At 64.4% G+C, this 23,221-nt stretch carries 21 protein-coding genes; 12 read left to right on the forward strand and 9 right to left on the reverse strand.

From position 1 onward, the window contains the following. Nucleotides 1-153: 153 nt before the first annotated feature. The 4 genes from CAP37_RS13635 (at nt 154) to CAP37_RS13650 (ending at nt 3,332) form a co-directional block, all read left to right on the forward strand. Nucleotides 154-1,185 carry an ABC transporter substrate-binding protein gene (locus CAP37_RS13635; RefSeq protein ID WP_086124663.1) on the forward strand — a complete coding sequence of 344 codons (1,032 nt, stop codon included), beginning with the start codon at nt 154-156 and terminating at the stop codon, nt 1,183-1,185. A 71-nt stretch (nt 1,186-1,256) separates the two neighbouring features. Beyond that, nucleotides 1,257-2,078, forward strand: coding sequence for an ABC transporter ATP-binding protein (locus tag CAP37_RS13640; RefSeq protein WP_086124664.1), 822 nt, complete (start codon nt 1,257-1,259; stop codon nt 2,076-2,078). Nucleotides 2,079-2,091: 13 nt separating this feature from the next. Further along, nucleotides 2,092-2,859, forward strand: a complete 768-nt coding sequence (locus CAP37_RS13645) for an ABC transporter permease (RefSeq protein WP_086124665.1) — start codon at nt 2,092-2,094, stop codon at nt 2,857-2,859. Then, the gene (locus CAP37_RS13650) at nt 2,856-3,332 is read left to right on the forward strand and encodes a nucleoside deaminase (RefSeq protein WP_086124666.1); all 477 of its coding nucleotides are present in this window, start codon (nt 2,856-2,858) and stop codon (nt 3,330-3,332) included. The genes CAP37_RS13645 and CAP37_RS13650 overlap by 4 nt, the downstream gene beginning before the upstream one ends. 158 nt (nt 3,333-3,490) lie before the next feature. Here CAP37_RS13650 and CAP37_RS13655 read toward each other — a convergent pair whose 3' ends face one another. After that, nucleotides 3,491-4,510: an aromatic ring-hydroxylating dioxygenase subunit alpha gene (locus CAP37_RS13655; RefSeq protein WP_086124667.1), complete on the reverse strand. Its 1,020-nt coding sequence runs from the start codon at nt 4,508-4,510 to the stop codon at nt 3,491-3,493. 286 nt (nt 4,511-4,796) lie between these two features. Here CAP37_RS13655 and CAP37_RS13660 point away from each other — a divergent pair, with 286 nt between their 5' ends. From CAP37_RS13660 to CAP37_RS13675, 4 genes are all read left to right on the forward strand, one after another. Then, nucleotides 4,797-5,828, forward strand: a complete 1,032-nt coding sequence (locus CAP37_RS13660) for an ABC transporter substrate-binding protein (protein ID WP_086124668.1) — start codon at nt 4,797-4,799, stop codon at nt 5,826-5,828. Further along, a complete protein-coding gene (locus tag CAP37_RS13665; RefSeq protein WP_086124669.1) occupies nt 5,825-6,319 on the forward strand; it encodes a nucleoside deaminase in 495 nt (164 codons plus the stop codon). The genes CAP37_RS13660 and CAP37_RS13665 overlap by 4 nt, the downstream gene beginning before the upstream one ends. A gap of 28 nt (nt 6,320-6,347) precedes the next feature. Further along, complete coding sequence (locus CAP37_RS13670) at nt 6,348-7,178, forward strand: urease accessory protein UreD (RefSeq protein WP_086124670.1); 831 nt, start codon at nt 6,348-6,350, stop codon at nt 7,176-7,178. A 116-nt stretch (nt 7,179-7,294) separates the two neighbouring features. After that, entirely contained in the window at nt 7,295-8,980 is a 1,686-nt protein-coding gene (locus tag CAP37_RS13675; protein ID WP_086124671.1) for a response regulator, read from the forward strand. Here the strand turns inward: CAP37_RS13675 and urtE are convergent, their stop codons facing one another. From urtE to urtA, 5 genes are all read right to left on the reverse strand, one after another. Further along, entirely contained in the window at nt 8,981-9,673 is a 693-nt protein-coding gene (gene urtE / locus CAP37_RS13680; protein ID WP_086124997.1) for an urea ABC transporter ATP-binding subunit UrtE, read from the reverse strand. It lies immediately after the preceding gene. A gap of 16 nt (nt 9,674-9,689) precedes the next feature. Beyond that, a complete protein-coding gene (gene urtD / locus CAP37_RS13685) occupies nt 9,690-10,565 on the reverse strand; it encodes an urea ABC transporter ATP-binding protein UrtD (protein ID WP_086124672.1) in 876 nt (291 codons plus the stop codon). Further along, entirely contained in the window at nt 10,562-11,677 is a 1,116-nt protein-coding gene (gene urtC, locus CAP37_RS13690; protein ID WP_086124673.1) for an urea ABC transporter permease subunit UrtC, read from the reverse strand. Before urtC ends, urtD begins: the two co-directional genes overlap by 4 nt. Next, complete coding sequence (urtB, locus tag CAP37_RS13695) at nt 11,674-13,275, reverse strand: urea ABC transporter permease subunit UrtB (protein ID WP_373271081.1); 1,602 nt, start codon at nt 13,273-13,275, stop codon at nt 11,674-11,676. The genes urtC and urtB overlap by 4 nt, the downstream gene beginning before the upstream one ends. Nucleotides 13,276-13,390: 115 nt before the next feature. Then, nucleotides 13,391-14,686: an urea ABC transporter substrate-binding protein gene (gene urtA, locus CAP37_RS13700; RefSeq protein ID WP_086124674.1), complete on the reverse strand. Its 1,296-nt coding sequence runs from the start codon at nt 14,684-14,686 to the stop codon at nt 13,391-13,393. A gap of 274 nt (nt 14,687-14,960) precedes the next feature. Here urtA and CAP37_RS13705 point away from each other — a divergent pair, with 274 nt between their 5' ends. Then, complete coding sequence (locus CAP37_RS13705) at nt 14,961-15,971, forward strand: virulence RhuM family protein (protein WP_086124675.1); 1,011 nt, start codon at nt 14,961-14,963, stop codon at nt 15,969-15,971. A 16-nt stretch (nt 15,972-15,987) separates the two neighbouring features. On the opposite strand, the gene CAP37_RS13710 is transcribed toward CAP37_RS13705, so the two are convergent. Together CAP37_RS13710 and CAP37_RS13715 are read right to left on the reverse strand one after the other, a co-directional pair. Continuing rightward, the gene (locus CAP37_RS13710; RefSeq protein ID WP_086124676.1) at nt 15,988-17,040 is read right to left on the reverse strand and encodes a response regulator transcription factor; all 1,053 of its coding nucleotides are present in this window, start codon (nt 17,038-17,040) and stop codon (nt 15,988-15,990) included. Continuing rightward, a complete protein-coding gene (locus CAP37_RS13715) occupies nt 17,024-20,506 on the reverse strand; it encodes an ATP-binding protein (RefSeq protein WP_373271082.1) in 3,483 nt (1,160 codons plus the stop codon). The genes CAP37_RS13710 and CAP37_RS13715 overlap by 17 nt, the downstream gene beginning before the upstream one ends. Nucleotides 20,507-20,616: 110 nt before the next feature. On the opposite strand from CAP37_RS13715, the gene CAP37_RS13720 reads away from it, so the two are divergent. The 3 genes from CAP37_RS13720 to CAP37_RS13730 are packed head-to-tail and all read left to right on the forward strand — an operon-like array spanning nt 20,617 to nt 21,824. Continuing rightward, the gene (locus CAP37_RS13720) at nt 20,617-20,919 is read left to right on the forward strand and encodes an urease subunit gamma (RefSeq protein WP_086124677.1); all 303 of its coding nucleotides are present in this window, start codon (nt 20,617-20,619) and stop codon (nt 20,917-20,919) included. Between the two features lie 8 nt (nt 20,920-20,927). Next, nucleotides 20,928-21,500, forward strand: coding sequence for a HupE/UreJ family protein (locus CAP37_RS13725; protein ID WP_086124678.1), 573 nt, complete (start codon nt 20,928-20,930; stop codon nt 21,498-21,500). Between the two features lie 15 nt (nt 21,501-21,515). After that, nucleotides 21,516-21,824, forward strand: coding sequence for an urease subunit beta (locus CAP37_RS13730; RefSeq protein ID WP_086124679.1), 309 nt, complete (start codon nt 21,516-21,518; stop codon nt 21,822-21,824). A 19-nt stretch (nt 21,825-21,843) separates the two neighbouring features. Here the strand turns inward: CAP37_RS13730 and CAP37_RS13735 are convergent, their stop codons facing one another. Further along, nucleotides 21,844-22,992, reverse strand: coding sequence for a hypothetical protein (locus tag CAP37_RS13735; protein ID WP_218776854.1), 1,149 nt, complete (start codon nt 22,990-22,992; stop codon nt 21,844-21,846). Nucleotides 22,993-23,221: the final 229 nt, after the last annotated feature.

The following is a 23,221-nucleotide window of genomic DNA, read 5'->3' on the forward strand; positions in this document are numbered from 1 at the left end:
GCACAAGAATCTGTATACAAATTCTGTGCTCAAACGGCCTCTGGCCGGCCATTCCCACGCAGGTGCACCGCTGGCACCTTTATTGCTGATGAAACGGCATGCGCGGGCGATGGCAGTGCCTCCCACCGCAACCCGACCCACCCTGGAGAAAACATGAACAAACGCCACTTCGTCAAAACTACCGCTGCCCTGGCCCTGGCGGCCGCATTCAGTAGCGCGCACGCGCAAACACCCATCAAGTTCCAGCTCGACTGGCGCTTCGAAGGCCCCGCTGCCCTGTTCCTGCAACCTGCCGCCAAGGGCTACTTCAAAGCCGCCGGCCTGGACGTGACGATCGATTCCGGCAACGGCTCTGGCGGCACCGTCACCCGCGTGGCTTCCGGTTCGTACGACATGGGTTTTGCCGACCTCGCCGCGCTGATGGAGTTCCACGCCAACAACCCGGATGCACCCAACAAGCCGGTGGCCGTGATGATGGTCTACAACAACACGCCCGCTGCGGTGCTGGCGCTCAAGAAGAGTGGCATCAGCAAGCCTGCCGATCTCAATGGCAAGAAGCTTGGCGCGCCGGTGTTCGACGCCGGCCGAAAGGCCTACCCGATCTTCCAGAAGGCCAACAACATCAGCAGCGTGAACTGGACCTCGATGGACCCACCGCTGCGTGAAACCATGCTGGTGCGCGGCGACATCGACGCCATCACCGGCTTCTCGTTCACGTCCCTGCTCAATCTGGAAGCGCGTGGCGTGAAGCCCGAAGACGTGGTGATCATGCCGTACGGCGACTACGGGGTGAAGCTGTATGGCAACGTCATCATCGCCAGCCCCAAGATGATCAAGGAGAACCCGGCCGCCGTGAAAGCCTTCCTGACCGCGTTCGCCAAGGGCGCCAAGGAAGTCATGGCCAACCCGGCCGCCAGCATCGAGACCGTAAAGGCGCGCGACGGCATCATCAACGTGTCGCTGGAAACCCGTCGCCTGGCGATGGCCATCGACTCGGTGGTGGCGAGCCCCGATGCACGCAAGGAAGGCTTTGGCCAGGTCAACCCGGGCCGCCTCGCCTTGATGGCATCGCAGGTTTCCGACGCCTACAACACCAAGACCCGAATCGACCCCGCTGCGGTGTGGAACGGCTCCATGCTGCCGACGGCCGCCGAACTCAACGTGCTGCCGCCCGCCAAGAAATAAGGCCAGAAGCCCGCCTCTCTGGTCCAGGCCAGCCACCCCTCGGCGGCTGGCCTTTTTTTCAGGAAGACCCCATGCAAGAAGCCTCCAGCGAAAAGCCCTTTGTCGATTTCGACCAGGTCTGGCTGGCCTACAACGAAGATCTTTTGGCGAAGAACGTCTTCGCGGTGGAAGACATCAACCTCAAGGTCAAGCGCGGCGAGTTCATTGCCATCGTCGGGCCATCGGGTTGCGGCAAGTCCACCTTCATGAAGCTGACCACCGGCCTGCGCATGCCCAGCATGGGCAAGATCCGCATCGACGGAGAGTCGGTCACCGGGCCGCTGAAGATTTCGGGCATGGCCTTCCAGGCACCCTCGCTGCTGCCCTGGAGAACCACACTCGACAACGTGCTGCTGCCGCTGGAGATCGTGGAGCCCTTTCGCAGCGAATTCAAGGACCGCAAGAAAGAATTTGTGGAGCGCGCGAGCAGACTGCTCACCAGCGTCGGCCTGGGCGGCATGGAGAAGAAGTTTCCCTGGGAACTCTCGGGCGGCATGCAGCAACGCGCCAGCATCTGCCGCGCGCTGATTCACGAACCCAAGATGCTGCTGCTCGATGAACCCTTTGGTGCGCTCGATGCCTTCACGCGCGAAGAACTCTGGTGCACGCTGCGCGACCTGTGGGAGGCGCAGCGCTTCAACGTCATCCTGGTCACACACGATCTGCGCGAGTCTGTGTTTCTGGCCGACACGGTGTACTGCATGAGCAAGAGTCCGGGCCGATTTGTGGTGCAGCGCGAGATCCCGATCCCCCGCACGCGCGATCTGGAGGTGACCTACACCAAGGAGTTCTCCGACATCGTGCTGGAGCTGCGCGGCCACATCGGCGCCATGCGCACACCGGTCAACCAGTGAAGGGAATCACGCCATGAACAAGAAACACCTCGAACGCTGGTCCCCGTTTCTCCTTTTGCTGGCGATCATCGTCATCTGGGAAGTGATCACCAGCGGCTTCGGCGTCTCGGAATTCATCTTCCCGAGTCCATCGCGCATCTGGGAACAGACGCTGGAACACAAGACCACCATCCTGGGCCACGCCTGGCGCACGTACTGGGTGACCATGGCGGGCTTCGGCATCGCCATCGTGGTGGGCGTGCTGCTGGGTTTTCTCATCGGCAGCTCGCGCCTGGCCTACGCAGCGGTCTATCCGCTCATGACGGCGTTCAACGCACTGCCCAAGGCGGCCTTCGTGCCGATCCTCGTGGTGTGGTTCGGCATCGGCGTCGGCCCGGCCATCCTCACCGCCTTTCTCATCAGCTTCTTCCCCATCATGGTGAACATTGCCACCGGTCTCGCCACGCTGGAGCCGGAGCTGGAAGACGTGTTGCGGGTGCTGGGCGCCAAGCGCTGGGACGTGCTGACCAAGGTGGGCCTGCCGCGCTCCATGCCCTACTTTTTCGGGTCTCTGAAAGTGGCGATCACGCTGGCCTTCGTGGGCACCACGGTGTCGGAGATGACCGCATCGAACGAGGGCATCGGCTACCTGTTGATTTCGGCGGGCTCGTCGATGCAGATGGGCCTGGCATTCAGCGGCTTGCTGGTGGTGGGGATCATGGCCATGGTGATGTACGAGCTCTTCAGCTTCATCGAGAAGCACACGACGGGCTGGGCGCACCGGGGTTCGCAGAACACGTGACCGACGATCAGGTGGCGCGGCACCTGCGCCGTGCAAACGAGGTGGCCCGCCGCGCAGCGAGCATGGGGCGCCATCCTTTCGGCGCCTTGCTGGTGGCACCAGACGATGAGACGGTGCTGGCGGAGCAGGGCAACATCGACACCGTGAACCATGCGGAGTCCACGCTGGCTCGAACGGCCGCAGACAACTGGCCGGGCGAGTACCTCGCGCGCTGCACGCTGGTGACCACGTTCGAGCCTTGTGCCATGTGCACGGGCACGCTCTACTGGGCGAACATCGGGCGGGTGGTGTATGGGGCGAGCGAAGAATCCTTGCTGGCGCTCACCGGTAGCCACGAAGAAAACCCCACGTTGTCGTTGCCCTGCCGAGAGGTGCTGGCGCGTGGGCAGAAGACCATTGAGGTGATCGGGCCCGTGCCCTCTCTTGAAGCTGAGATGCTGGAGCCTCACCGGGGTTTCTGGTCGTCTCGTTAAGTTGCTGCCGCCGGTTGCTCCGGCCTGAGGCGACCACGGGGCACGGCATCGCGAATGTCCTCCGAGTCGGCTTCGCCATCTCTCCCCCTTTATTTCGCTGCGCCGTACCCCATGGCCACCTCAGACCTCGTTGGCGCTCTGCCAATGGTACGCATGCATCACCGATGCACTTCAACCTCCCCGGCACCCGACAACAAGCCCATCAACTTCCGCCGAATCAGAATCCCCGGCCGATCCGAGTCCATCGAATACTCCACTCCGCGCCGACGCAGATCCACCACTGCGTCCGGGTCCGTCGACTCCAGAATGTCCTTGTCTTCCCGCGTGATCTCGTCGTCGAAATCGATCAGCATCTGCGCCGGGCAGTCGGCCTCCGTGTCGTTGCGGAACAGCCATTGGCACAACTGCATGCGGCCATCGTCGATGGGGGTGAAGGCGTTGATGATGATGTGGCGAATGCCGCTCGGGTACTCGATATCGAGCCGGCGCGAAAAAGGCTGAAAGTAGGCGTTGCGCATGTGCCGCTGTGTGATCGCATCCTTCACACCACTGATGCGCTGGAATTTTTCCGGGTTCACGGCGTCGATCACTGTTTCCGCATAGAAGCCCGCTTCGTTCTCGATCAACTCGTACTTGCTCGGCGCGGGCGATGCGGCCACGCCGAAGGTGGCGCGGTGCACGAAGCTGAAATGCGAGTTGTCGAACGAATTTTCCAGCGCGCGCACCGGGCTCGTGCTCCAGGTCTCGTAGAACTGGAAAATCGTGCGCCATCCCTCCGCACCGAACTCCGGCATCTCCGGGATGTCGGCCACCGGATCTTCGAGCGCCACCCAGGCATAGCCGTAGCGCGACACGCAGTGGTAGGCCGTGGTGCCGTAGTCCTTCGGAATTTCCCGCTCCGGCGGGTACTGTGGAATCTGGATCACCCTGCCACTGCGGTTGTAGACCCAGCCGTGGTAACCACACTGGATGTTGCCGTTCTTGCACCAGCCCTTGCTCAGGCGCGCCGTGCGGTGGCAGCAGCGGTCCTTCAACGCGGCGGGTTCGCCGTGTTCGTCGAGGAAGAGAACGATGTTCTCGCCCAGCAGGGTGAAGGGTTGGGGACCGTCGGCCAGCATCGTCAGCGGCATGACGGCGTGCCAGTAGCGGCGGAAAACAGGCTGTTGGGTGACCAGCATGGAAGCGCTCCTGAAAGAAATGGCTTGAGGTGTCTCAAGAGCAATTTCCCGCTTCGCATGGCGCGAAGTTGAACGCTTCTACTCTGGCTGCAGATGCTAGCAAAAGACAGGCCATCGTGGTGCACCAGCGTGGTGATTTTTTGCTGGCACAGCTTGTGCATGGAAGGCGTTCGCAGAGTAGAAGCGTTCAGCTGGTGTCCCACCACCCGCCCGGAAATTGCTCTTGTACGTCCCCTGTGGCCATGTGGTTCGCCGGGGTTGAAACAAGTCCCTACCGGAGCACGCCATGCAACGCCGCCTTTTTCTCACCACCTCCGCAGCCGCTGTGTCGGCCCTCACCGCGCCCGCCGTGTGGAGCCAGTCCACGCCCAAGCTCACCCCCATCAAGTTCACGCTGGACTTTCGCATCACCGGCCAGACTTCGCCTTTCTTTCTTGCGCAGCAGCGCGGCTACTACAAGGACGAAGGCCTGGACGTGAGCATCGATGTGGGCTCCGGCTCCGTGGCCTCCATCACACGCATTGCCAGCGGCGTCTACCAGATGGGTCTGGGCGACATCAGCTCGCTGGTGGAGTTCCAGGCCAGCCAGATCGGCACGCCGCTGGTGCAGGCGGTTTACCAGTACTACAACCGCGCACCGTTCGCGATCATCGGCCGCAAGGACCGTGGCATCACCACCGACTTCCGAAGCCTCGAGGGCAAGAAGATCGCGGCGGCGGCGGTGGAGTCCACGCGCCGTGCCTGGCCCATGGTGGCGCGCAAGCTGCGCGTGAAGGACGACTACTTTCAGTGGTCCACCACCGACTTCGCCTCGCGCGACAACGTGGTGGTGCGAGGCGACGTGGACGGTGCCACCTACTTCCACGACTCGGCCGTGTCCTTGTTCGCGCGCATGAAGCTGGACGACCTCTCGATCCTGCAGTACACGCAGGCTGGTGTGAACCTGTATGGCAACGCGATTCTGGCGAGCAACGCCATGGTGACGCAGAACCCCACAGCCGTGGCCGGCTTCCTGCGCGCCACCAACCGCGCCATCCGAGAAAGCATGGCCGACCCGGCTGCGGCGATCGCCGCCACCAAGCTGCGCGAGCCCATTCTCAACGAAGCCGTGGAACTGGAGCGCTGGCGCATCACGCGGCAATACATCGCTGCGGCCGACACGCGCAGCCATGGTGTGGGTGACGTGCTCAAGCGCACGCTGGAGCAACAGGTGGACGAGGTGGTGGAGGTGTTCGGGCTGAAGACGCGGCCCGGTGTGGAAGGTGTCTTCAACCGCGCCATGCTGCCGCCGCTGAGTGAGCGCATGTACACCGCATGAGCTCGGAGCAAGACCTGAACGAACGCGACGGTCGCTACCTGCGCCAGGCCATTGCCTGGTCACAGGTAGCGCGCGACCGGGGCAACCGGCCCTTTGGCGCGGTGGTGGTGTCTGAAGACGACCGCGTGCTGGCCGAAGCCTGGTGCAACACCAGCGAAACGGGCGACTGCACGGGCCATGCCGAAACCAACGCAGTGCGCCAGCTGAGCCCGGTGGTGGACCGCGAGACCCTCGCGCGCGCCACGCTGTATTCATCGGCCGAGCCCTGCGTAATGTGCGCCGGCGCCATCTTCTGGAGCAACATCGGGCGCGTGGTGTTCGGCATCGACGCCGTGAGCCTGCGTGTGTTTCGTGGTGAACGCGCGGAGCAGCGTGATGCCGAGCTGTCGTGCCGCGATGTGTTTGCTTCCTCACCGCACGCCATCGAATGCATCGGGCCCGTGCTCATCGATGAAGCAAGCGAACCGCACCGGGGTTTCTGGAAAACCTGAAGGACGTGCCCCACGTAAACTCGCCCGCATGCCCTGGCACGCCCGTCTCGATCTGAACTACCGCCGCGAAAGCGAACGCACGGTGCTACGGCATGAACACACCGGGCCGTTGCGCATCCTGAAAAGCCTGTACCCCGAGGGCGAGCGCATCTGCCACAACGTGGTGATCCACCCGCCGGGCGGTCTGGTCGGTGGCGACTTGCTCGATGTGCGCGTGAACGCCGGCGTGGACACGCACGCGCTGATCTCCACGCCTGGCGCCACCCGCTTCTATCGCACAGACGGACCCCGCGCCACGCAGCAGATTGCGCTTTCGCTCGAGGAAGGCGCCCGGCTGGAATGGTTGCCGCTGGAAACCATCGCTTACTCCGGCTGCGATGCGCACAACACGCTTACCGCCACGCTGGCGCCGGGCGCGGAATGGCTGGGGTGGGATGTGTGCGCGCTGGGCTTGCCCACCGCCGGCCAGCCCTTCGAGCGCGGCAGCCTCACGCAGCGGCTGGAGGTACCGGGCCTCTGGCTGGAGCAGGCGCGCATCGACGCGGCCGACACCCGCCTGCTGACCTCTCCGCTGGGGCTGGGCGGGCAGCGCTGCCTGGGCACGCTCTGGCTGGCCTGCGGCACGGCGCTCACCCGCGATCGGCGCGAGCTGCTGCTGGAGGTGGTTCGCGGCGTGCTAGAGGCTCAGCCGCACGGCATCCAGGCCGGTGCCACCTGCCCCAACCCGCAGATGCTGGTGCTGCGCGCCGTGGCGCCGCTGGTGGAGCCGCTGATGGCGCTGTTCCAGCGCGTCTGGGCCGCGCTGCGCGCCCATGCCTGGGGCCTGGCAAGCGTGCCGCCCCGGATCTGGCACGTATAAGGCAACCCGGAACAGCGCAGTTTTTACCCTGCTCTTTCGAGTTTTTCCGCAAGGGTGCACGGCACACAATCGGTGCAGAAGGCCTCTCCGCGTCCGTTTCTTTTTGTTTTCCCGCCATGCCCGCCGCCTCCAGCAGCCTTCACGACGCCAGTGCCCTCGTCATCGAAGGCAACCTCCAGTCGCGCTCCATCCTGATCGCTCAACTGCGCGAGCTGGGATTGGGTACGGTAGCCCAATGCTCCCGACTGGTGGACGCGCGGCGCAAGCTGGAAGCAAGCAGTTTCGACGTCGTCATTTGCGAACAGCGTTTTGAACGCGAGTCCGGCTCCGGCCAGGATCTGCTGGACGACCTGCGTCGCAACCAGTTGCTGCCTTTCCACACCGTGTTCGTGATGATCACGGCCGAAGCCTCCTACAGCAAGGTGGCCGAGGCGGCCGAATCCGCGCTGGACGCCTACCTGCTCAAACCCCACACCGCCGCGCGCCTGGCCGACCGCATCCTGCAGGCGCGCGAACGCAAGCGTGCGCTGCGCTCCATCTTCTCGGCCATCGACGCGCAGAACTTTGACCACGCCGCCACCTTGTGCCAGCAGCGCTTCGAGGCCCGTGAGACCTACTGGCTCTACGCCGCGCGCATCGGCGCCGAGTTGCTGCTTCGCCTGGGCCGCCTGGCCGAGGCGCAGACGTTGTTTGAAACCGTGATCGAAGCCAAGACCCTGCCCTGGGCCCGCCTGGGCGTGGCGCGCGCTCAACTGGAGAGCGGCCAGCCCGCCAAGGCCACCACCACGCTGGAGAGCCTGATTCGCGACGACGACGCCTACGCCGATGCCTACGACGTGATGGGCCGCGCGCAGTTCGAACTGGGCAACTTCCAGAACGCCTTGTCCACCTACCAGATGGCCACGCGCCTCACGCCGGGCTCCATCAGCCGCCTGCTCAAACACGGCATGCTGGCTTACTACACCGGCGAGAAAGGCGAAGGCGTGGAACTGCTCGACCGCGCGACTCGGCTGGGCCTGGACTCCAAGATGTTCGACCCGCAGGCGCTGATGCTGCTGGCCTTTGCCCGGCTGGACAACAACGATCAGCGCGGCCTGCAGCGCATCGTGGAGCAACTCACGCGCCTTCGCGACCGCAGCCACGACCCGGCGCGACCGCACCGGCTGCTCAACATGGCCGAGAGCCTGCTGGCACTGCAACAACAGCAGACCGCGCGGGCCCAGGACGATGTGCGCCGGCTGGCCAACGACGTGCTCGCGCCCGCTTTCGACTTTGAATCGGCCTGCAACCTGCTGACACTCATGAACCGGCTGGTGGCGCGCTCACTGCCGCTGTACGAGGCTGAAGCCGCGGTGGATACGATGGCGCTGCGCTTCTGCACAAACCGCGCCATGACCGAACTGCTGGCCTGCGCCGCCACGGGCACAGCCGACCACGCCGAGCGCATCCGCGCCGGCCATGCCGAGGTCTTGCGCATCACACAGGACGCCATGAAGCTCAGCCTGAAGGGAGACCCGCAAGGCACAGTGGAGCAATTGCTAGACGCTGGCGAGCGCACCGGCAACGCGAAACTCATCGAATCGGCGCACCAGGTGCTGCAGCGCTACAGCGAACGCATGAGCGGCTACCCCGCACTGCACGAACGGGCCGAAGCCCTGCGGCAGCTCTTTCACACCGATGCCCGCATGGCCCGCCTGGGTGAGCAGACCGCAGGCGCGTCCGAACCCGGTGCGGTGTCGCTGCCTGCAGGCTACAAACCGGTCCACCGGGAAGGTCTTCTGGACGCGGCCCAGCCCGCCTGATCAGATCGCGACCAGCTGGCGCACGCCCTTCTCGGCCATCTCGCTGCCCGGCCCAGAAGCGATCACCTCGCCGCGCTCCATTACCAGATAACGGTCTGCCAGCGCCTCGGCAAAGTCGTAGTACTGCTCCACCAGCACGATGGCCATGTTGCCGCGATCGGCCAGCATGCGGATGACTTTGCCGATGTCCTTGATGATGTTCGGCTGGATGCCTTCGGTGGGCTCGTCCAGGATCAGCAGCTTTGGCCCCGCCGCCAGCGCGCGCGCAATCGCCAGCTGTTGCTGCTGCCCGCCGGAGAGGTCCCCGCCACGCCGGCCAAGCATCTGCTTGAGCACGGGAAACAGCTCGTACAGCTCCGCCGGTATCGGCGTCCCGCCCTTCTTGGTGGCCAGGCCCATCTGCAGGTTCTCGTGCACCGTGAGCCGGCCGAAAATCTCGCGCCCCTGCGGCACAAAACCCACCCCCCGGCGCGCGCGCTCGTAAGGCGTGGTGCCAGCGATCGACTCGCCATCCAGCGTGATGCTCCCGCTCTTGATGGGCACCAGCCCCATGAGCGACTTGAGCAGCGTCGTCTTGCCCACGCCGTTGCGCCCCAGCACCACCGTGACCTGACCGAGCTCGGCGGTGAGGCTCACGTTGCGCAGAATGTGGCTGCCACCGTAGTACTGGTTGATGTCTTTGACTTCGAGCAGGCTCATAACGATGTCCTCATCGGCCTAAATACACTTCGATCACGCGTTCGTCGGCCTGCACCTGATCCAGCGTCCCCTCAGCCAGCACCGCCCCATCGCACAACACCGTGACCTTCTCCGAAATCGTTCGGATGAAGCTCATGTCGTGCTCCACCACCATCAGCGAATGCTTGCCCTTGAGCGTGAGGAAGAGTTGTGCCGTGCGCTCGGTTTCTTCATCGGTCATGCCGGCCACGGGTTCGTCCAGCAGCAGCAGCTTGGGGTCCTGCATCAACAGCATGCCGATCTCCAGCCACTGCTTCTGCCCGTGGCTGAGGTTGCCGGCCAGGCGAGCGGCGCTGTCGGCGAGGTGAATGGTCTGCAGCACTTCGCCGAGACGGTCTTTCTCTTCACCGGTGAGTTTGAACACCATTGAGCGGCGCACGCGCTTGTCGGTGGCCAGGGCGAGCTCGAGGTTCTCGAACACGCTGAGGTGCTCGAACACCGTGGGCTTCTGGAACTTGCGGCCGATGCCCATGGACGCTATCTCGGCTTCCCGGTAACGCAGAAGATCGATGGTGCTTCCAAAGAAAACATGACCGGAGTCGGGGCGGGTCTTGCCGGTGATGATGTCCATCATCGTGGTCTTGCCGGCGCCGTTGGGGCCGATGATGCAACGCAGTTCACCCGGCGCGATGTCCAGCGAGAGGTTGTTGATGGCCTTGAAGCCATCGAAGCTCACGTTGACACCTTCCAGATAAAGGATTCGACCGTGCGTGGTGTCCACCTCGCCGGGCGTGACCAGGCGCGAGAAGCCTGCGGCGCGGCCGCCCGATTCGGTGTTGCCGCCGGGCGCCTGCGCACCGAGCTTCTCCAGGCGCCGCGCGCCCTCTTCCATCAGATCGGGCGTCATGCGCGTTCTCCCTTGCCGCCACGAAGTTTCTTCACCAGCCCCACGACACCTTGCGGCATGAACAGCGTCACTACGATGAACAGCGCGCCCAGGAAATACAGCCAGTACTCCGGGAAGCTCACGGTGAGCCAGCTCTTGGCACCGTTGACGATGAAGGCGCCGATGATCGGCCCCACCAGCGTGGCGCGGCCACCCACCGCTGCCCAGATCGCGATCTCGATGCTGTTGGCCGTGCTCATCTCGCCGGGGTTGATGATGCCGACCTGAGGCACATACAACGCGCCGGCCACGCCGCACATCACCGCCGAGATGGTCCAGATGGTGAGCTTGTAAGGCAGCGGGTTGTAGCCGCAGAACATGACGCGGCTCTCGGCATCGCGCACCGCCTGCAGCACGCGGCCAAACTTGCTGTTGACCAGCCAGCGCGCAAACAGGTAGAAACCCAGCAAGGTAAGGCCAGTCAGCACGAACAAGGTCATGCGCATGCCCGGTGTGGCGAGCGGCATGCCCAGGATGCGCTTGAAGTCGGTGAAGCCGTTGTTGCCACCGAAGCCGGTCTCGTTGCGGAAGAAGAGCAGCAGCGCGGCAAAAGTGAGTGCTTGCGTGATGATGGAGAAGTACACACCCTTGATGCGCGAGCGGAAGGCGAAGTAGCCGAACACGAACGCCACCACGCCGGGCACGAGCACGATCAGCAGCAGCGTGGCGATGAAGCTGTCGCTCAACGCCCAGTGCCACGGCAGTTCCTTCCAGTCGAGGAACACCATGAAGTCGGGCAGCTCGCTCTTGTAGTTGCCATCGGTGCCAATCTGGCGCATGAGGTACATGCCCATCACGTAGCCCCCGAGTGCGAAGAACAGGCCATGGCCCAGGCTGAGGATGCCGGTGTAGCCCCAGATCAGATCCATCGCCAGCGCGCAGATGGCGTAGCACATGATCTTGCCGATCAGGCCCAGCATGTAGTCGCTCAGGTGAAAGGCGCTGCCTGCGGGCACGAACAAGTTAAGCAGCGGTGCCAGGGCGCACACCACCAGCAAGGCGACCACAAAGGCGCTCCAGCCGGCGCGGGTGAGCAGCGGACCTGCAGCAGGCAGTGAAACCGGGGCGCTCATGCCTCACGTCCTTTCATGGCAAAGATGCCCTGGGGTCTCTTTTGAATGAACACGATGATGAACACCAGCACCGCGATCTTGGCCAGCACGGCGCCGGCCCAGCCCTCGATGAACTTGTTCAGCAGGCCCAGTCCGAGCGCGGCGTACACCGTGCCCGCGAGCTGACCCACGCCACCGAGCACCACCACCATGAAGGAGTCGACGATGTAGTTCTGCCCCAGGTCGGGGCCCACATTGCCGATCTGGCTGAGCGCGCAGCCGGCCAGCCCGGCAATGCCCGAGCCCAGTGCGAAGGCGTAGGTGTCGATGCGAGCGGTGTTCACGCCCATGCACGCGGCAATGGGGCGGTTCTGCGTGACGCCGCGCACGAAGAGGCCGAGCCGCGTCTTGCCGATCAACAGCGCAACGCCCACCAACACGGCGAGCGCGAAGCCGATGATGATGATGCGGTTCCAGGGCAGGTTGAGGTTGCCCAGCAGCGTGATGCCGCCACTCATCCACGAGGGGTTTTCCACGCCCACGTTCTGCGCGCCGAACAGGCTGCGCACCGCCTGCATCAGCACCAGGCTGATGCCCCAGGTGGCCAGCAGCGTCTCCAGTGGCCGGCCGTAAAGGAAGCGGATCACCGATCGCTCCATGGCCGCACCCACGAGAGCAGACGCAAGGAACGCCACGGGCATGGCGACCAGCAGGTACCAGTCGAAATACTCTGGCAGCGACTGGCGGAAGAAGGTCTGCACCAGCCATGTGGCGTAGGCGCCGATCATGATCAGCTCGCCGTGGGCCATGTTGATCACGCCCATGAGCCCGTAGGTGATGGCCAGGCCCAAGGCGGCCAGCAGCAGGATGGAGCCAAGACTGATGCCGGTGAACGCTTGCGCGAGCGCGCTGCCAATGGCCAGCGTCGTGTCCAGGCTGGAGAGCGATGCCTTCAGCGCCGCCTTCACCTTCGCGTCTTCCTCCTTGTCCATTTGCGCCAGCAGCAGCGGCCGCACGATGGGCTGCTTGGCCTCGCCGAGCTTCTGCGCGGCAGAGAGCCGCTCGGCCGGGTCTTCGCTGGCCAGCAAAACGGCCGCACGCGCCAGTTCCAGCGTCTGCCGCGCGCGGGCATCGAGCTCGCCGGCCAATGCCTTGTCGATCAGCGCCAGCTGGCTGGTGTCGGGTTCTTCAAAGGCGGTGCGCTGCAAGGTGCGCGCCGCTTCGCGCTGGCGCTCGGGCGGTGCGCCTACCAGTTCCATGCCGGCCAGCGCAGTTTCCATTGCGCTGCGCAGGCGGTTGTTGATCATGATGTCGCTGGCGTCTTCGGGCAGCGTGGCGAGCTTCTCGCCGTTCACGGCGTCGATAGCACCGTCGCCATCGACCAGCAGCACGCGCTCGCCCTGCACGCGCACGGCTTCTTCGGACATGGCCTTGATCAGGGCGGAGGCCTTCTCGTCCGGTTCGGCAGCGAGGCGGTTCAGGGTGTCGATGCGGGTATCGGTGTCGCCATCGACCACCGCCAGCGCGTCGGCTGGTGTAAGCGCATGAGCCGGCGCGCCAACGGCCAGGCACAGAGCCAGCAGCAGGCGCATCAGCCAGAGAATGGGGGTGGGACGCATGGGGTCCGTCTTTCAGGTCGGGGATTCAAGGTGTTCCGCCAGGCACGCGCCCAGCGGAACAGCACGATTCACGGACACCGGCATGCCCATGGATGCCGGTGCCATCTGCATCACATCACTTCTTCATTTCAGGCACGTTCTTCTTGCCTTTGTTCTCGGCGATGTAGTCGCTCCACGGATCGGCCACCACCGGGCCCGGCGTCTTCCACACCACGTTGAACTGGCCATCTGCCTTGATCTCGCCGATGAACACCGGCTTGTGCAGGTGGTGGTTTTCCTTGTCCATGGTGCTGGTGAAGCCACCCGGCGCCTTGAAGGTCTGGCCCGCCATCGCGGCGATCACCTTGTCGGTTTCGGTGGACTTGGCCTTGGTGACAGCCTGGGCCCACATGTTGATGCCGATGTAGGTCGCTTCCATCGGGTCGTTGGTCAGCGGCTTGTCCTTGTGGCCGGGGATGTTCTTGGCCTTGGCGTACGCAGCCCACTTCTTGGTGAACTCGGTGTTGGCCGGGCTCTTGATGCTCATGAAGTAGTTCCAGGCGGCCAGGTGACCCACCAGCGGCTTGGTGTCCACGCCACGCAGTTCTTCCTCACCCACCGAGAACGCCACCACGGGCACGTCTTTCGCGGAAAGACCGGCGTTGCCGAGTTCCTTGTAGAACGGCACGTTGGAGTCGCCGTTGATGGTGGAGACCACCGCCGTCTTCTTGCCCGCGGAGGCGAACTTCTTGATGTTGGCGATGATGGTCTGGTAATCGGAGTGACCGAACGGGGTGTACTCCTCCATGATGTCTTCTTCCTTCACGCCCTTGGCCTTGAGGAACGCGCGAAGAATCTTGTTGGTCGTGCGGGGGTACACATAGTCGGTGCCCAGCAGCACCCAGCGCTTGGCGCTGCCGCCGTCCTTGCTCATCAGGTACTCCACGGCGGGAATGGCCTGCTGGTTGGGCGCGGCGCCGGTATAGAACACGTTCTTGCTCAGCTCTTCGCCTTCGTACTGCACGGGATAGAACAGCAGGCCGTTGGCCTCTTCCACCACCGGCAGAACCGACTTGCGCGACACCGACGTCCAGCAGCCGAAGACCACGGCGACCTTGTCCTGCGTCAGCAGCTGCTTGGTTTTTTCGGCGAACAGCGGCCAGTTGGACGCGGGGTCAACCACCACGGGCTCCAGCTTCTTGCCCAGCAAACCACCCTTGGCGTTGATCTCATCGATGGCCATGAGCACCGTGTCCTTGAGCACGGTTTCCGAGATGGCCATGGTGCCCGACAGACTGTGCAGCACACCGACCTTGATGGTGCTCTGTGCGTGGGCTGGCAAGGCGGACAGGCCGCCCAGCGTGGCCACCATGGCGGCGGCCGAGAGGGTCTTGAGGGTAAAACGGCGGGCGTTTCGGGTGGGGTTCGACATGCGCTTCTCCAGTGTTCCGGTGGTCCCGTGAAGGGGTGGGTATTGGCGCCGCCGGCTGCCCTCTTCGGACGTGGCACAGCGGACAACTGGATGCTAGGGAGAGGGGCTGTCGGTGTATGTACGCCGGGTGGCGTACGTGGGTGGCGGGGCGGTGCCGGAGTTGGTTTGGCGTCGTAGGGCAAACCGTCACAATCTCAAGGAACCTTTGTGCCGAGAACTTCGTTGACGCGTCGACATTCGCCTCGAGCTGCCCTTGAACCCTTTTCCGCAAAACATGAACGACCTGATCCTCTACACCACAGAAGACGGGCGCAGCCAGATCAAGCTGCGAAACAAGGACCAGACCGTCTGGCTTTCTCAGCGGGAAATGGCCCAGCTGTTTGACGTAAGCACAGACAACGTAGGCCTGCATCTCAAAAACGTCTTTGAAGACGGCGAACTAAGCCGCGAGGCAACTACCGAGGAATCCTCGGTAGTTCAAACCGAGGGATCCAGAGAGGTTCAACGCCCACTCACCCTGTACAACCTGGATGCCATTCTCGCCGTCGGCTACCGGGTGCGTTCGCCGCGTGGCGTGCAGTTCCGCCGCTGGGCGTCCACAGCACTCAAGGAGTACCTGATCAAGGGCTTCGTGATGGACGACGAGCGACTGAAGAACCCGGATGATCGCCCGGATTACTTCGATGAGATGCTGGCACGAATCCGGGACATACGGGCCTCGGAAAAGCGCTTCTACCAAAAAGTGCGCGACCTGTTGTCACTGAGCAGTGACTACGACAAGACCGACCAGAACACGCAGACGTTTTTTGCCACGGTACAAAACCAGTTGCTGTTCGCTGTGACCCAAAAGACCGCAGCCGAACTTATCTCGGAACGAGCCGACCCCGCCGACCCGCACTTTGGCTTGCTGCACTGGAAAGGCGACCAGGTGCGCAAGCAAGACATCTTGGTCGCCAAGAATTACCTGACTGCGGACGAAATCGATACCCTGAACCGGCTGGTGATCATCTTCCTGGAAACCGCAGAGCTGCGCACCAAGAATCGCCAGGAAATTCGCACGAGCTTCTGGCGTCAGAACGTGGACCAAATCATCGAAAGCAATGGCTTTCCAGTGCTCAACCATGCAGGCAAAGTCAGCCATGCACAAATGGAGAGCAGCACGCAAGCGCTGTATCTGGACTTTGATCTGCGCCGGAAAAAGCAAGAGGCCATGCAGGCAGACCAGCGAGACGATGCCGAGTTGAGCGCGCTGGAACACACACTCAAATACCGCCCACACAAATAGCCCAACTCGTGTCCTCTCACCCCCCATGCTGCGGCTGCAACAAGGGCACCCTGTTAATCGCCATCGCCGCCGCCGCCGTTCGCGTCTCCACCCCCAGCTTGGCGTAGATGCGTTCCAGGTGCTTCTTCACTGTGGCTGGGCTCGCCCCCAGGATGTCGCCGATGTCGCGGTTGATCTTGCCTTTGACCACCCAGTACAACACCTCGGCCTCGCGCGCGGTGAGGCCGAAGGAACCGGCCAGGCTGGAGAGCACGCTCGCGTCTGATGTTTCCTGCATCACGATGAGCCAGTCGCCGCCTTCCTCTGCGCCCTCTTCGCCGGCGCCTTCACCGTCCTGGTCGCCCACGCGCTGGTGCAGGCGGAAGGTGAGTCGTCTTGGGCCGTTCTCCAGCGTGAGGCGCGGCGGCTCGCGCTGATCGAGCGCCTCGCCGAGGTGCCGGCGCAGCCACTGCAGCACGGCGGGTGGCGTGGCCGGTGCTTCGGTGCCGCAGTAGTTGCGCAGCAGGTCGCGCGCCAGCGGGGTTTGCCACATCAGTCGGCCGTCTCGCTCGCGCACGGTGATGGTGGCGTAGCCGAAGGCGTCGAGCGCGTTGCGCGCCTGGCTGCGTTCCACCGCGCCCTGGCGCACGTGGCGTGCGGTGCGCAGGTGCACGCCCATGCGCGCCATCACCTCGCGCGGCTTGATCGGCTTGGTCACGTAGTCGGCACCACCGGCATCGAGCGCGGCCACGAGGTGCTCGGTGTCGGTGAGGCCGGTCATGAAGATGATGGGGATGTGCGCCGTGGCCGGCTGCGCCTTGAGCTGGCGCGCCACCTCGAAGCCGTCAATACCGGGCATCACGGCGTCGAGCAGCACCACGTCGGGCAGGGCCTGGGTGGCGCGGCGGATGGCGCTCTCGCCATCCAGCGCCACCAGCACGGTGTAGCCGGCTTCATCGAGCGCGTCGTGCAGCGGCGCCACGTTGTCGGGCACGTCGTCGACGATCAGCACCACCAGCGAGTCGGTGAGTTGCAGCGGCGCGGGCGCGAGGCCTGCGGAGCGGGCGTGGGGTTCAACCGGGTGCGGCATGGTGTTGCAGCAGCTGCTGCTCGATGGTCTCGAAGCGGAATTCTCGCGCCAGTGTGCGCAGGCTCTGGGCGAATGCGGCCTGCTCGGGGCGACGCTGCACCCATTCGTCGAGCCACTGCACGATGCCCTTGTAGTAGCCCAGGCGCACCAGTTCGAGCAGGGGTGCGAGTTCGGCGCGGCTGGCGGGCGCAGCGATGGACAGCGATGCCGCCGGCTGATCGGGCACCGCTTCCGAAATCCAGGCCAGCGCCAGGCGCTGGCCGAGCCAGTGGAGCAGGTCGTCCCGCCGCACCGGCTTGACGAAAAAATCTTGCGGCTTGTGGCCCAGCTCGTTGTCCAGTCCTTTGTCAAAAGCATTGGCCGACACGATGGCCAGCGGCACACTGCCCCAGCCGCGCGCACGCAAGCGGCGAAGCGTTTCCCAGCCGTCGATGCCCGGCATGGCCAGGTCCATGAAGATCGCGTGCGGCGCTCCCGGTGCGCCGGGTTGCAGGCCGTCGAGCAGCGCCAGCGCATCGAGCCCGCTGGTGGCCAGCATCACTTCAAAACCCAGCGGCGCCAGCCAGCGCGAGAGCAGCTCGCGGTCGGCCTCTTCGTTGTCCACCACCAGCACGCGCTGCCGTTCGCCGCTGTAGCCGGCAAACTGCGCCACCGCCTGCGGGCCGGGCAACACCACGCCATGCAGCTCGGGCAGGAAGAGGCGCACGGTGAACACGGTCCCCTGCCCGGGCGTGCTGCGCACCGTCATTTCGCCACCCATCAGATCGGTCAGCATCTTGGCAATGGTGAGGCCGAGGCCCGTGCCCGGGCTTCCCGTGACCGAGCCCACCGCGTCGCCCTGCCCACGCGCGAACGGCTCGAACACGCGTTCCAGATCCTGCGCGCTCATGCCCGGCCCGGTGTCGTGCACCTCGAATTGCGCCATCTCGCGCGCATGCGTCACGCGCAGGCGAACCTGGCCCGCGCGCGTGAACTTCACGGCATTGCCGAGCAGGTTGATGAGAATCTGGCGCAGGCGCTTTTCGTCCGCCCGCACCGCGTCGGGCAGGCGCGCGCCGGTCTCGAAAACGAAGCGCAGGCCTTTGGCAGCGGCCTGCAACTCGAACATGCTGGCCACTTCCTGCATCACGCCGGCAAAGGCCATGGGCCGCACATCCAGCGCCAGCTTGCCAGACTCGATGCGCGCGATGTCCAGCGTGCCCTCGATCAGTGAGAGCAGGTGCTCGCCGCCCCGGTGGATCACCCGAATGGCCTGCGCGCGGTGCGGTGCCATACCGGTGTCTTCCTGCAGCAGTTGCGCGTAGCCCAGGATGCTGTTGAGTGGCGTGCGCAGCTCGTGGCTGATGGTGGAGATGTAGCGTGTCTTGGCCTGGTTGGCCTGCTCGGCCGCGTGCCGTGCGTGCTGCAGCGCTTCGTCGGTGCGCTGGTGCGATTCGATTTCCTGCATCAGCAACCGCGTCTGCCGGTTCGACTCTTCCTGCGCCACTTCACGGCTCTTGTGCGCCAGCACCAGCCACCAGGCCACGGTGGCGGCGATCAGCAGCAGCACCGCGTAAACGCGCACGAAGCCCGAGCGCAGAGCAGCGTCCAGCAGCGACACGTTGGCAGCCACACCCAGACCCTGGCTCAGACCCTCCACCTCCTGCCGATAGAGCAGGCCCAGCACCGCTGCGAGAACCGGCGCGATCACCATCATGAGCAACAGGTAGTGCGCGAGGCCCGCCTCCAGGTACGGCCACACGCTGCGCGGCATCACGTGGCGCAGCGCGCCGATCCATTGCTCGGACAGGCGCGCATGCGGCTTGCAGAGGTCGCCACAACGGGCATCCAGCGTGCAGCAGAGCGAGCAGATGTTGCCCTGATAAGCCGGGCAATGCGCCATATCGGGTGTTTCGTACTCGCGCTCGCAGATGACACACCGCTGGAGCGTGTGGCGCGCCAGCACTCCTTGTTCGCACCCCCCGCAACCTTTCACTTCCGCCCGCGCAATGTAGTACCGCCCCTTCGTCAGCCACGCAATCGCCGGTGCCGCCACCAGCGCGGTCACCATCGCGATCACCGCCGAAAACGCCTGTGCACCCGGTCCCAGCAGCCCCATGTGCGCCACGATGGACAGAGCCGATGCCAGCCCCATCGCACCCACACCCACGGGGTTGATGTCGTAGAGGTAAGCGCGCTTGAACTCGATGCCCTTGGGCGACCAGCCCAGTGGCTTGTTGATCACCAGATCGGCCACCACGGCCATGATCCATGCGATGGCGATGTTGGAGTACAGGCCCAGCACCTCGCCCAGCGCCTGAAACACGTTCATCTCCATCAGCATGAAGGCAATCAGCGTGTTGAACACCACCCACACCACGCGCCCCGGGTGGCTGTGGGTGATGCGCGAGAAGAAGTTGCTCCAGGCGAGCGAGCCGGCATAGGCGTTGGTGACGTTGATCTTGAGCTGCGAAACCACCACGAAAAGCGCGGTGGCCGCCACCGCCCAGCCGTAATCGGAGAACACGAACTCGTAGGCCGCCAGGTACATCTGGTTCGGGTCCACCGCGCGCTCGGGCGGCACCATGTGGCTGATGGCCAGATACGCGAGCAGCGCGCCCCCCAGCATCTTGATGACCCCCAGCACCACCCAGCCGGGCCCGCCCGCGAGCACGCCCAGCCACCAGCGCCAGGCCTTGCCGGGCTCTTTGGCGGGCATGAATCGAAGGTAGTCGGCCTGCTCGCCCATCTGCGTGATGAGCGCAATGCCCACGGTGAGCGCCGCACCAAACAGGTGCCAGTCGAAGGCCGCGCCCGCACCAGACTCGCCCCCGTACCGCACCACGTTGGTGAATGTCTCTGGTGCCATGACCGCCACGGCCACGAAAGGCACCACCATCATCACCAGCCACAGGGGTTGGGTCCACACCTGGAAACGGCTGATGACCGAGACGCCATGCGTCACCAGTGGAATCACCACCAGAGCACAGATGAGGTAGCCCCAGGCGGGCGGTATGTCCAGTGCAAGTTCGAGCGCGTAGGCCATGACGGCCGCTTCCAGCGCGAAAAAGATGAAGGTGAACGAGGCGTAGATCAGCGAGGTGATGGTGGAGCCGATGTAGCCGAAGCCCGCACCTCGCGTGAGCAGGTCCATGTCGATGCCGTGGCGCGCGGCGTAGATGCTGATGGGCAAGCCGGCCAGAAAGATGATGAGGCCGGTGCACAGAATCGCCAGGGCCGCGTTCACAAATCCGTATTGCACCAGCAGCGTGGCGCCCACGGCTTCAAGAATCAGGAACGAAGCGGCGCCGAACGCCGTATTGGCCACGCGCCATTCCGACCACTTCCGAAAGCGCTGCGGCGTGTAGCGCAGCGCGTAGTCTTCCATGGTCTCACTGCCGACCCAGCTGTTGTAATCCCGACGCACCTTTATGATGCGTTGCGGCGCCGCAGGCTCGGTCGGGTCCAGTGCAGGGGAATCGGGCAAGGCGTTGTTCACACGGGGTTTGTGCAGCTTTCATGCCACGCAGCGCGCCGGGGCACGGGAATTGCTGACCAGCCCCTTCAAGCAAGCCAGAAGAGAACGCCCGCACCACCATGGAACTCACGCCCCGAGAAAAAGACAAGCTGCTGATCTTCACCGCTGCCTTGCTCGCCGAGCGGCGACGCGGGCGCGGCCTCAAGCTCAATCACCCCGAAGCCATTGCGCTGATCACCGCTGCGGTGATGGAGGGCGCGCGCGACGGCAAGAGCGTGGCCCAGCTCATGAGCGAAGGGCGCAACGTGCTCACCCGCGCCGACGTGATGGAAGGCATCGCCGAAATGATCCCGGACATCCAGGTGGAAGCGACTTTCCCCGACGGCACAAAGCTCGTGACCGTGCACCAACCCATACCGTGAGCCCTGCCATGAAATACAGACACCTCATCGCCCTCGGGCTTGCCGCCCTGTCGTTTTCAGCTGCGGCGCACGTGGGCGATGCCCACGATTATGGAGGCCTGCTCACCGGCTTCCTGCACCCCATCACCGGGTTCGATCACCTGGCCGCCATGCTCGCTGTGGGCGTGTGGAGCGCCATGACCACACGGCGCCTGTGGATCGCGCCGATATCCTTCGCTGCCCTGCTGCTGGCCGGCGCGCTGCTGGCGCAGGCGGGTGTGGCGTTTCCGGCCATCGAACCGATGATCGCTGCCTCCCTGCTGGTGGTGGGTTTGCTGCTGGCGGCGCGGGTGAAGCTGCCCGAAACCACGGGCGCGGTGCTGGTGGGCGCCTTCGCGCTGTTCCACGGAGCGGCCCACGGCCAGGAACTCGCCACGGGTGCCGCGCTGGCGGGCATGGTGCTGGGCACAGCAGCGCTGCACGCAGTGGGCATCGGCCTGGGCCTGGGTTTGAAGCGCGCCGGCCACTGGCTGCCCGGCGTGGTCGGCGGCATTGTGGCCCTGATGGGGCTCAACATGGGCTGGGGTCTGCTGGCCGGCTGAACCAAGGACCTTTGCATGATCCCCGGCGAACTCTTCACCGACGCGGGCGAGCACACGCTCAATCCCGGTCGCCGCACGCTCACTCTGGTGGTGAAAAACACGGCCGACCGGCCCATTCAGGTGGGCTCGCACTACCACTTTGCCGAAACCAACGGAGCGCTCGACTTCGACCGCAGCGCAGCGAAGGGGATGCGACTGAACATCGCCAGCGGCACCGCTGTTCGCTTCGAGCCCGGTCAGCAACGCACCGTGGAGCTGGTGGACTACGCGGGCGGGCGCACCGTGTACGGTTTTCGCGGCCTGGTTCAGGGCGCGCTCAGCTGAGCGTCCACCTTCTCCCGGCTCAATTGGTGATGGTAGTGCGCGTCACCACCGGCTGACCAGGCGCCGCCAGCACAAAGAAGCCTGGCAAGCCATTGGTACCAAAACGAGACACCGGGTTGCGCGCGAACACCGAGTCGGTCAGTGTCATGAGGCCTGTCAGGTTGTTGCTCACATAAATGACGGCACTCCCGCCTTCTGTTGCGGTGTTGTCGGTCACCTGTGTGCCATAAATCGCCAGCGTGAAGGTGTTTCCGTCGTTGTAGATCGCCCCACCACTGCCACCGCCAGGGGTGCCAGGCCGCTGAGGATTGGCGCCCGTGCCGAGCGTGAAGTTGTGCGAGAGGACGCTGTTGTAAATGCTGAACGAGACGCCGATGCTGCTCAAGGCACCGCCGTTGGAGCAACTGTTGCCCAGGCCCGCTGCGCCGCCGAAGGTGCTTTGCACCACATACACCGGACGGCCCTGGTAGATGTCGAGCACGCGCACGGCGCCACCGCCCATGTCGGGGCCGGTGGATTCGCAACGGTTGTTGGTGAACACGCTGTTGACGATCTTGAACTGACCGCCGCGCACGAAGATTGCGCCCCCGCCTCCGCCGTCGGTCAGTTGTCCGGTCGAATTTCCGTTTGTAAAACGGATGTTCTGCACCGTCAGACGAGGCGTTTCCTGGTTGTCGCAGTTCGTGGTGGTCCACACCTGCGCCTCATCGCAGGTGTTCTGATACAGAATGCGCCGAGCCCCACCACCGCTCAGCGTGACCAGCCCTCCACCGTCGAGCGTCACATCAGGCCGGTTGTTAAACACTTTCGCCGTGCTGCCCAGGGTGATGGTGACCGGATCAGGGCCGCAGTTGAAGCGGATCTTTCCGCCTTGTGCCACCGCGTTCACCACCGCCTGGCCGGTACAACTGGCCGGTGTGCCCGTGCCCACCACCTGGTCGGGCTGGCTGGTGTCCACAGCCAGGCCCGCTGCCGGTACGGTCACCTGACCGCCAGGCGTGCCTGGCGTGCCGGGGGTACCCGGCGTGACAACCGTTCCAGGCGCGCTGGACGAGCCGCCTCCATCTCCGTCTCCACCACCGCCACCGCAGGCCGCCAAACCCATGAGTGCAAGAACAGCAGCGCCAGAGCGCAAGGAAGAAATCAGGCGAAGCTCGCGGTCGTGCATGGGGATGGTTCTGTGAGTGTGGGAAGGAGGCAATTCCGGCGTCGCACCCGCTTTGCGGTGGACAATGGCTGGCACGATCCGTGCTGAGTTGACCGGTTGAATCGTAGGTCATGTCAGCGCCGACATCCGTTAGGGTTTGATGCAACGTGCAACCTTGTGTGTATGGGATTTACACATCGTGCAACGAGGCGGCCACCCATGCCGACACCATCGCAGGACAAAAACAGCC

This window comes from Hydrogenophaga sp. IBVHS1, assembly GCF_002127265.1.
GTDB lineage: Bacteria > Pseudomonadota > Gammaproteobacteria > Burkholderiales > Burkholderiaceae_C > Hydrogenophaga.

Excerpts from the sequence above, each read along its gene's own strand:
- CAP37_RS13725 (WP_086124678.1), top strand. The coding sequence starts at position 20,928 with ATGAAATACAGACACCTCATCGCCCTCGGGCTTGCCGCCCTGTCGTTT.
- urtB (WP_373271081.1), bottom strand. The coding sequence starts at position 13,275 with ATGCGTCCCACCCCCATTCTCTGGCTGATGCGCCTGCTGCTGGCTCTG.
- CAP37_RS13730 (WP_086124679.1), top strand. The coding sequence starts at position 21,516 with ATGATCCCCGGCGAACTCTTCACCGACGCGGGCGAGCACACGCTCAAT.
- CAP37_RS13635 (WP_086124663.1), top strand. The coding sequence starts at position 154 with ATGAACAAACGCCACTTCGTCAAAACTACCGCTGCCCTGGCCCTGGCG.
- CAP37_RS13660 (WP_086124668.1), top strand. The coding sequence starts at position 4,797 with ATGCAACGCCGCCTTTTTCTCACCACCTCCGCAGCCGCTGTGTCGGCC.
- CAP37_RS13665 (WP_086124669.1), top strand. The coding sequence starts at position 5,825 with ATGAGCTCGGAGCAAGACCTGAACGAACGCGACGGTCGCTACCTGCGC.
- urtC (WP_086124673.1), bottom strand. The coding sequence starts at position 11,677 with ATGAGCGCCCCGGTTTCACTGCCTGCTGCAGGTCCGCTGCTCACCCGC.
- CAP37_RS13720 (WP_086124677.1), top strand. The coding sequence starts at position 20,617 with ATGGAACTCACGCCCCGAGAAAAAGACAAGCTGCTGATCTTCACCGCT.
- urtA (WP_086124674.1), bottom strand. The coding sequence starts at position 14,686 with ATGTCGAACCCCACCCGAAACGCCCGCCGTTTTACCCTCAAGACCCTC.
- CAP37_RS13705 (WP_086124675.1), top strand. The coding sequence starts at position 14,961 with ATGAACGACCTGATCCTCTACACCACAGAAGACGGGCGCAGCCAGATC.
- CAP37_RS13675 (WP_086124671.1), top strand. The coding sequence starts at position 7,295 with ATGCCCGCCGCCTCCAGCAGCCTTCACGACGCCAGTGCCCTCGTCATC.
- CAP37_RS13640 (WP_086124664.1), top strand. The coding sequence starts at position 1,257 with ATGCAAGAAGCCTCCAGCGAAAAGCCCTTTGTCGATTTCGACCAGGTC.
- CAP37_RS13735 (WP_218776854.1), bottom strand. The coding sequence starts at position 22,992 with ATGCACGACCGCGAGCTTCGCCTGATTTCTTCCTTGCGCTCTGGCGCT.
- urtD (WP_086124672.1), bottom strand. The coding sequence starts at position 10,565 with ATGACGCCCGATCTGATGGAAGAGGGCGCGCGGCGCCTGGAGAAGCTC.
- CAP37_RS13670 (WP_086124670.1), top strand. The coding sequence starts at position 6,348 with ATGCCCTGGCACGCCCGTCTCGATCTGAACTACCGCCGCGAAAGCGAA.
- CAP37_RS13710 (WP_086124676.1), bottom strand. The coding sequence starts at position 17,040 with ATGCCGCACCCGGTTGAACCCCACGCCCGCTCCGCAGGCCTCGCGCCC.
- CAP37_RS13655 (WP_086124667.1), bottom strand. The coding sequence starts at position 4,510 with ATGCTGGTCACCCAACAGCCTGTTTTCCGCCGCTACTGGCACGCCGTC.
- CAP37_RS13645 (WP_086124665.1), top strand. The coding sequence starts at position 2,092 with ATGAACAAGAAACACCTCGAACGCTGGTCCCCGTTTCTCCTTTTGCTG.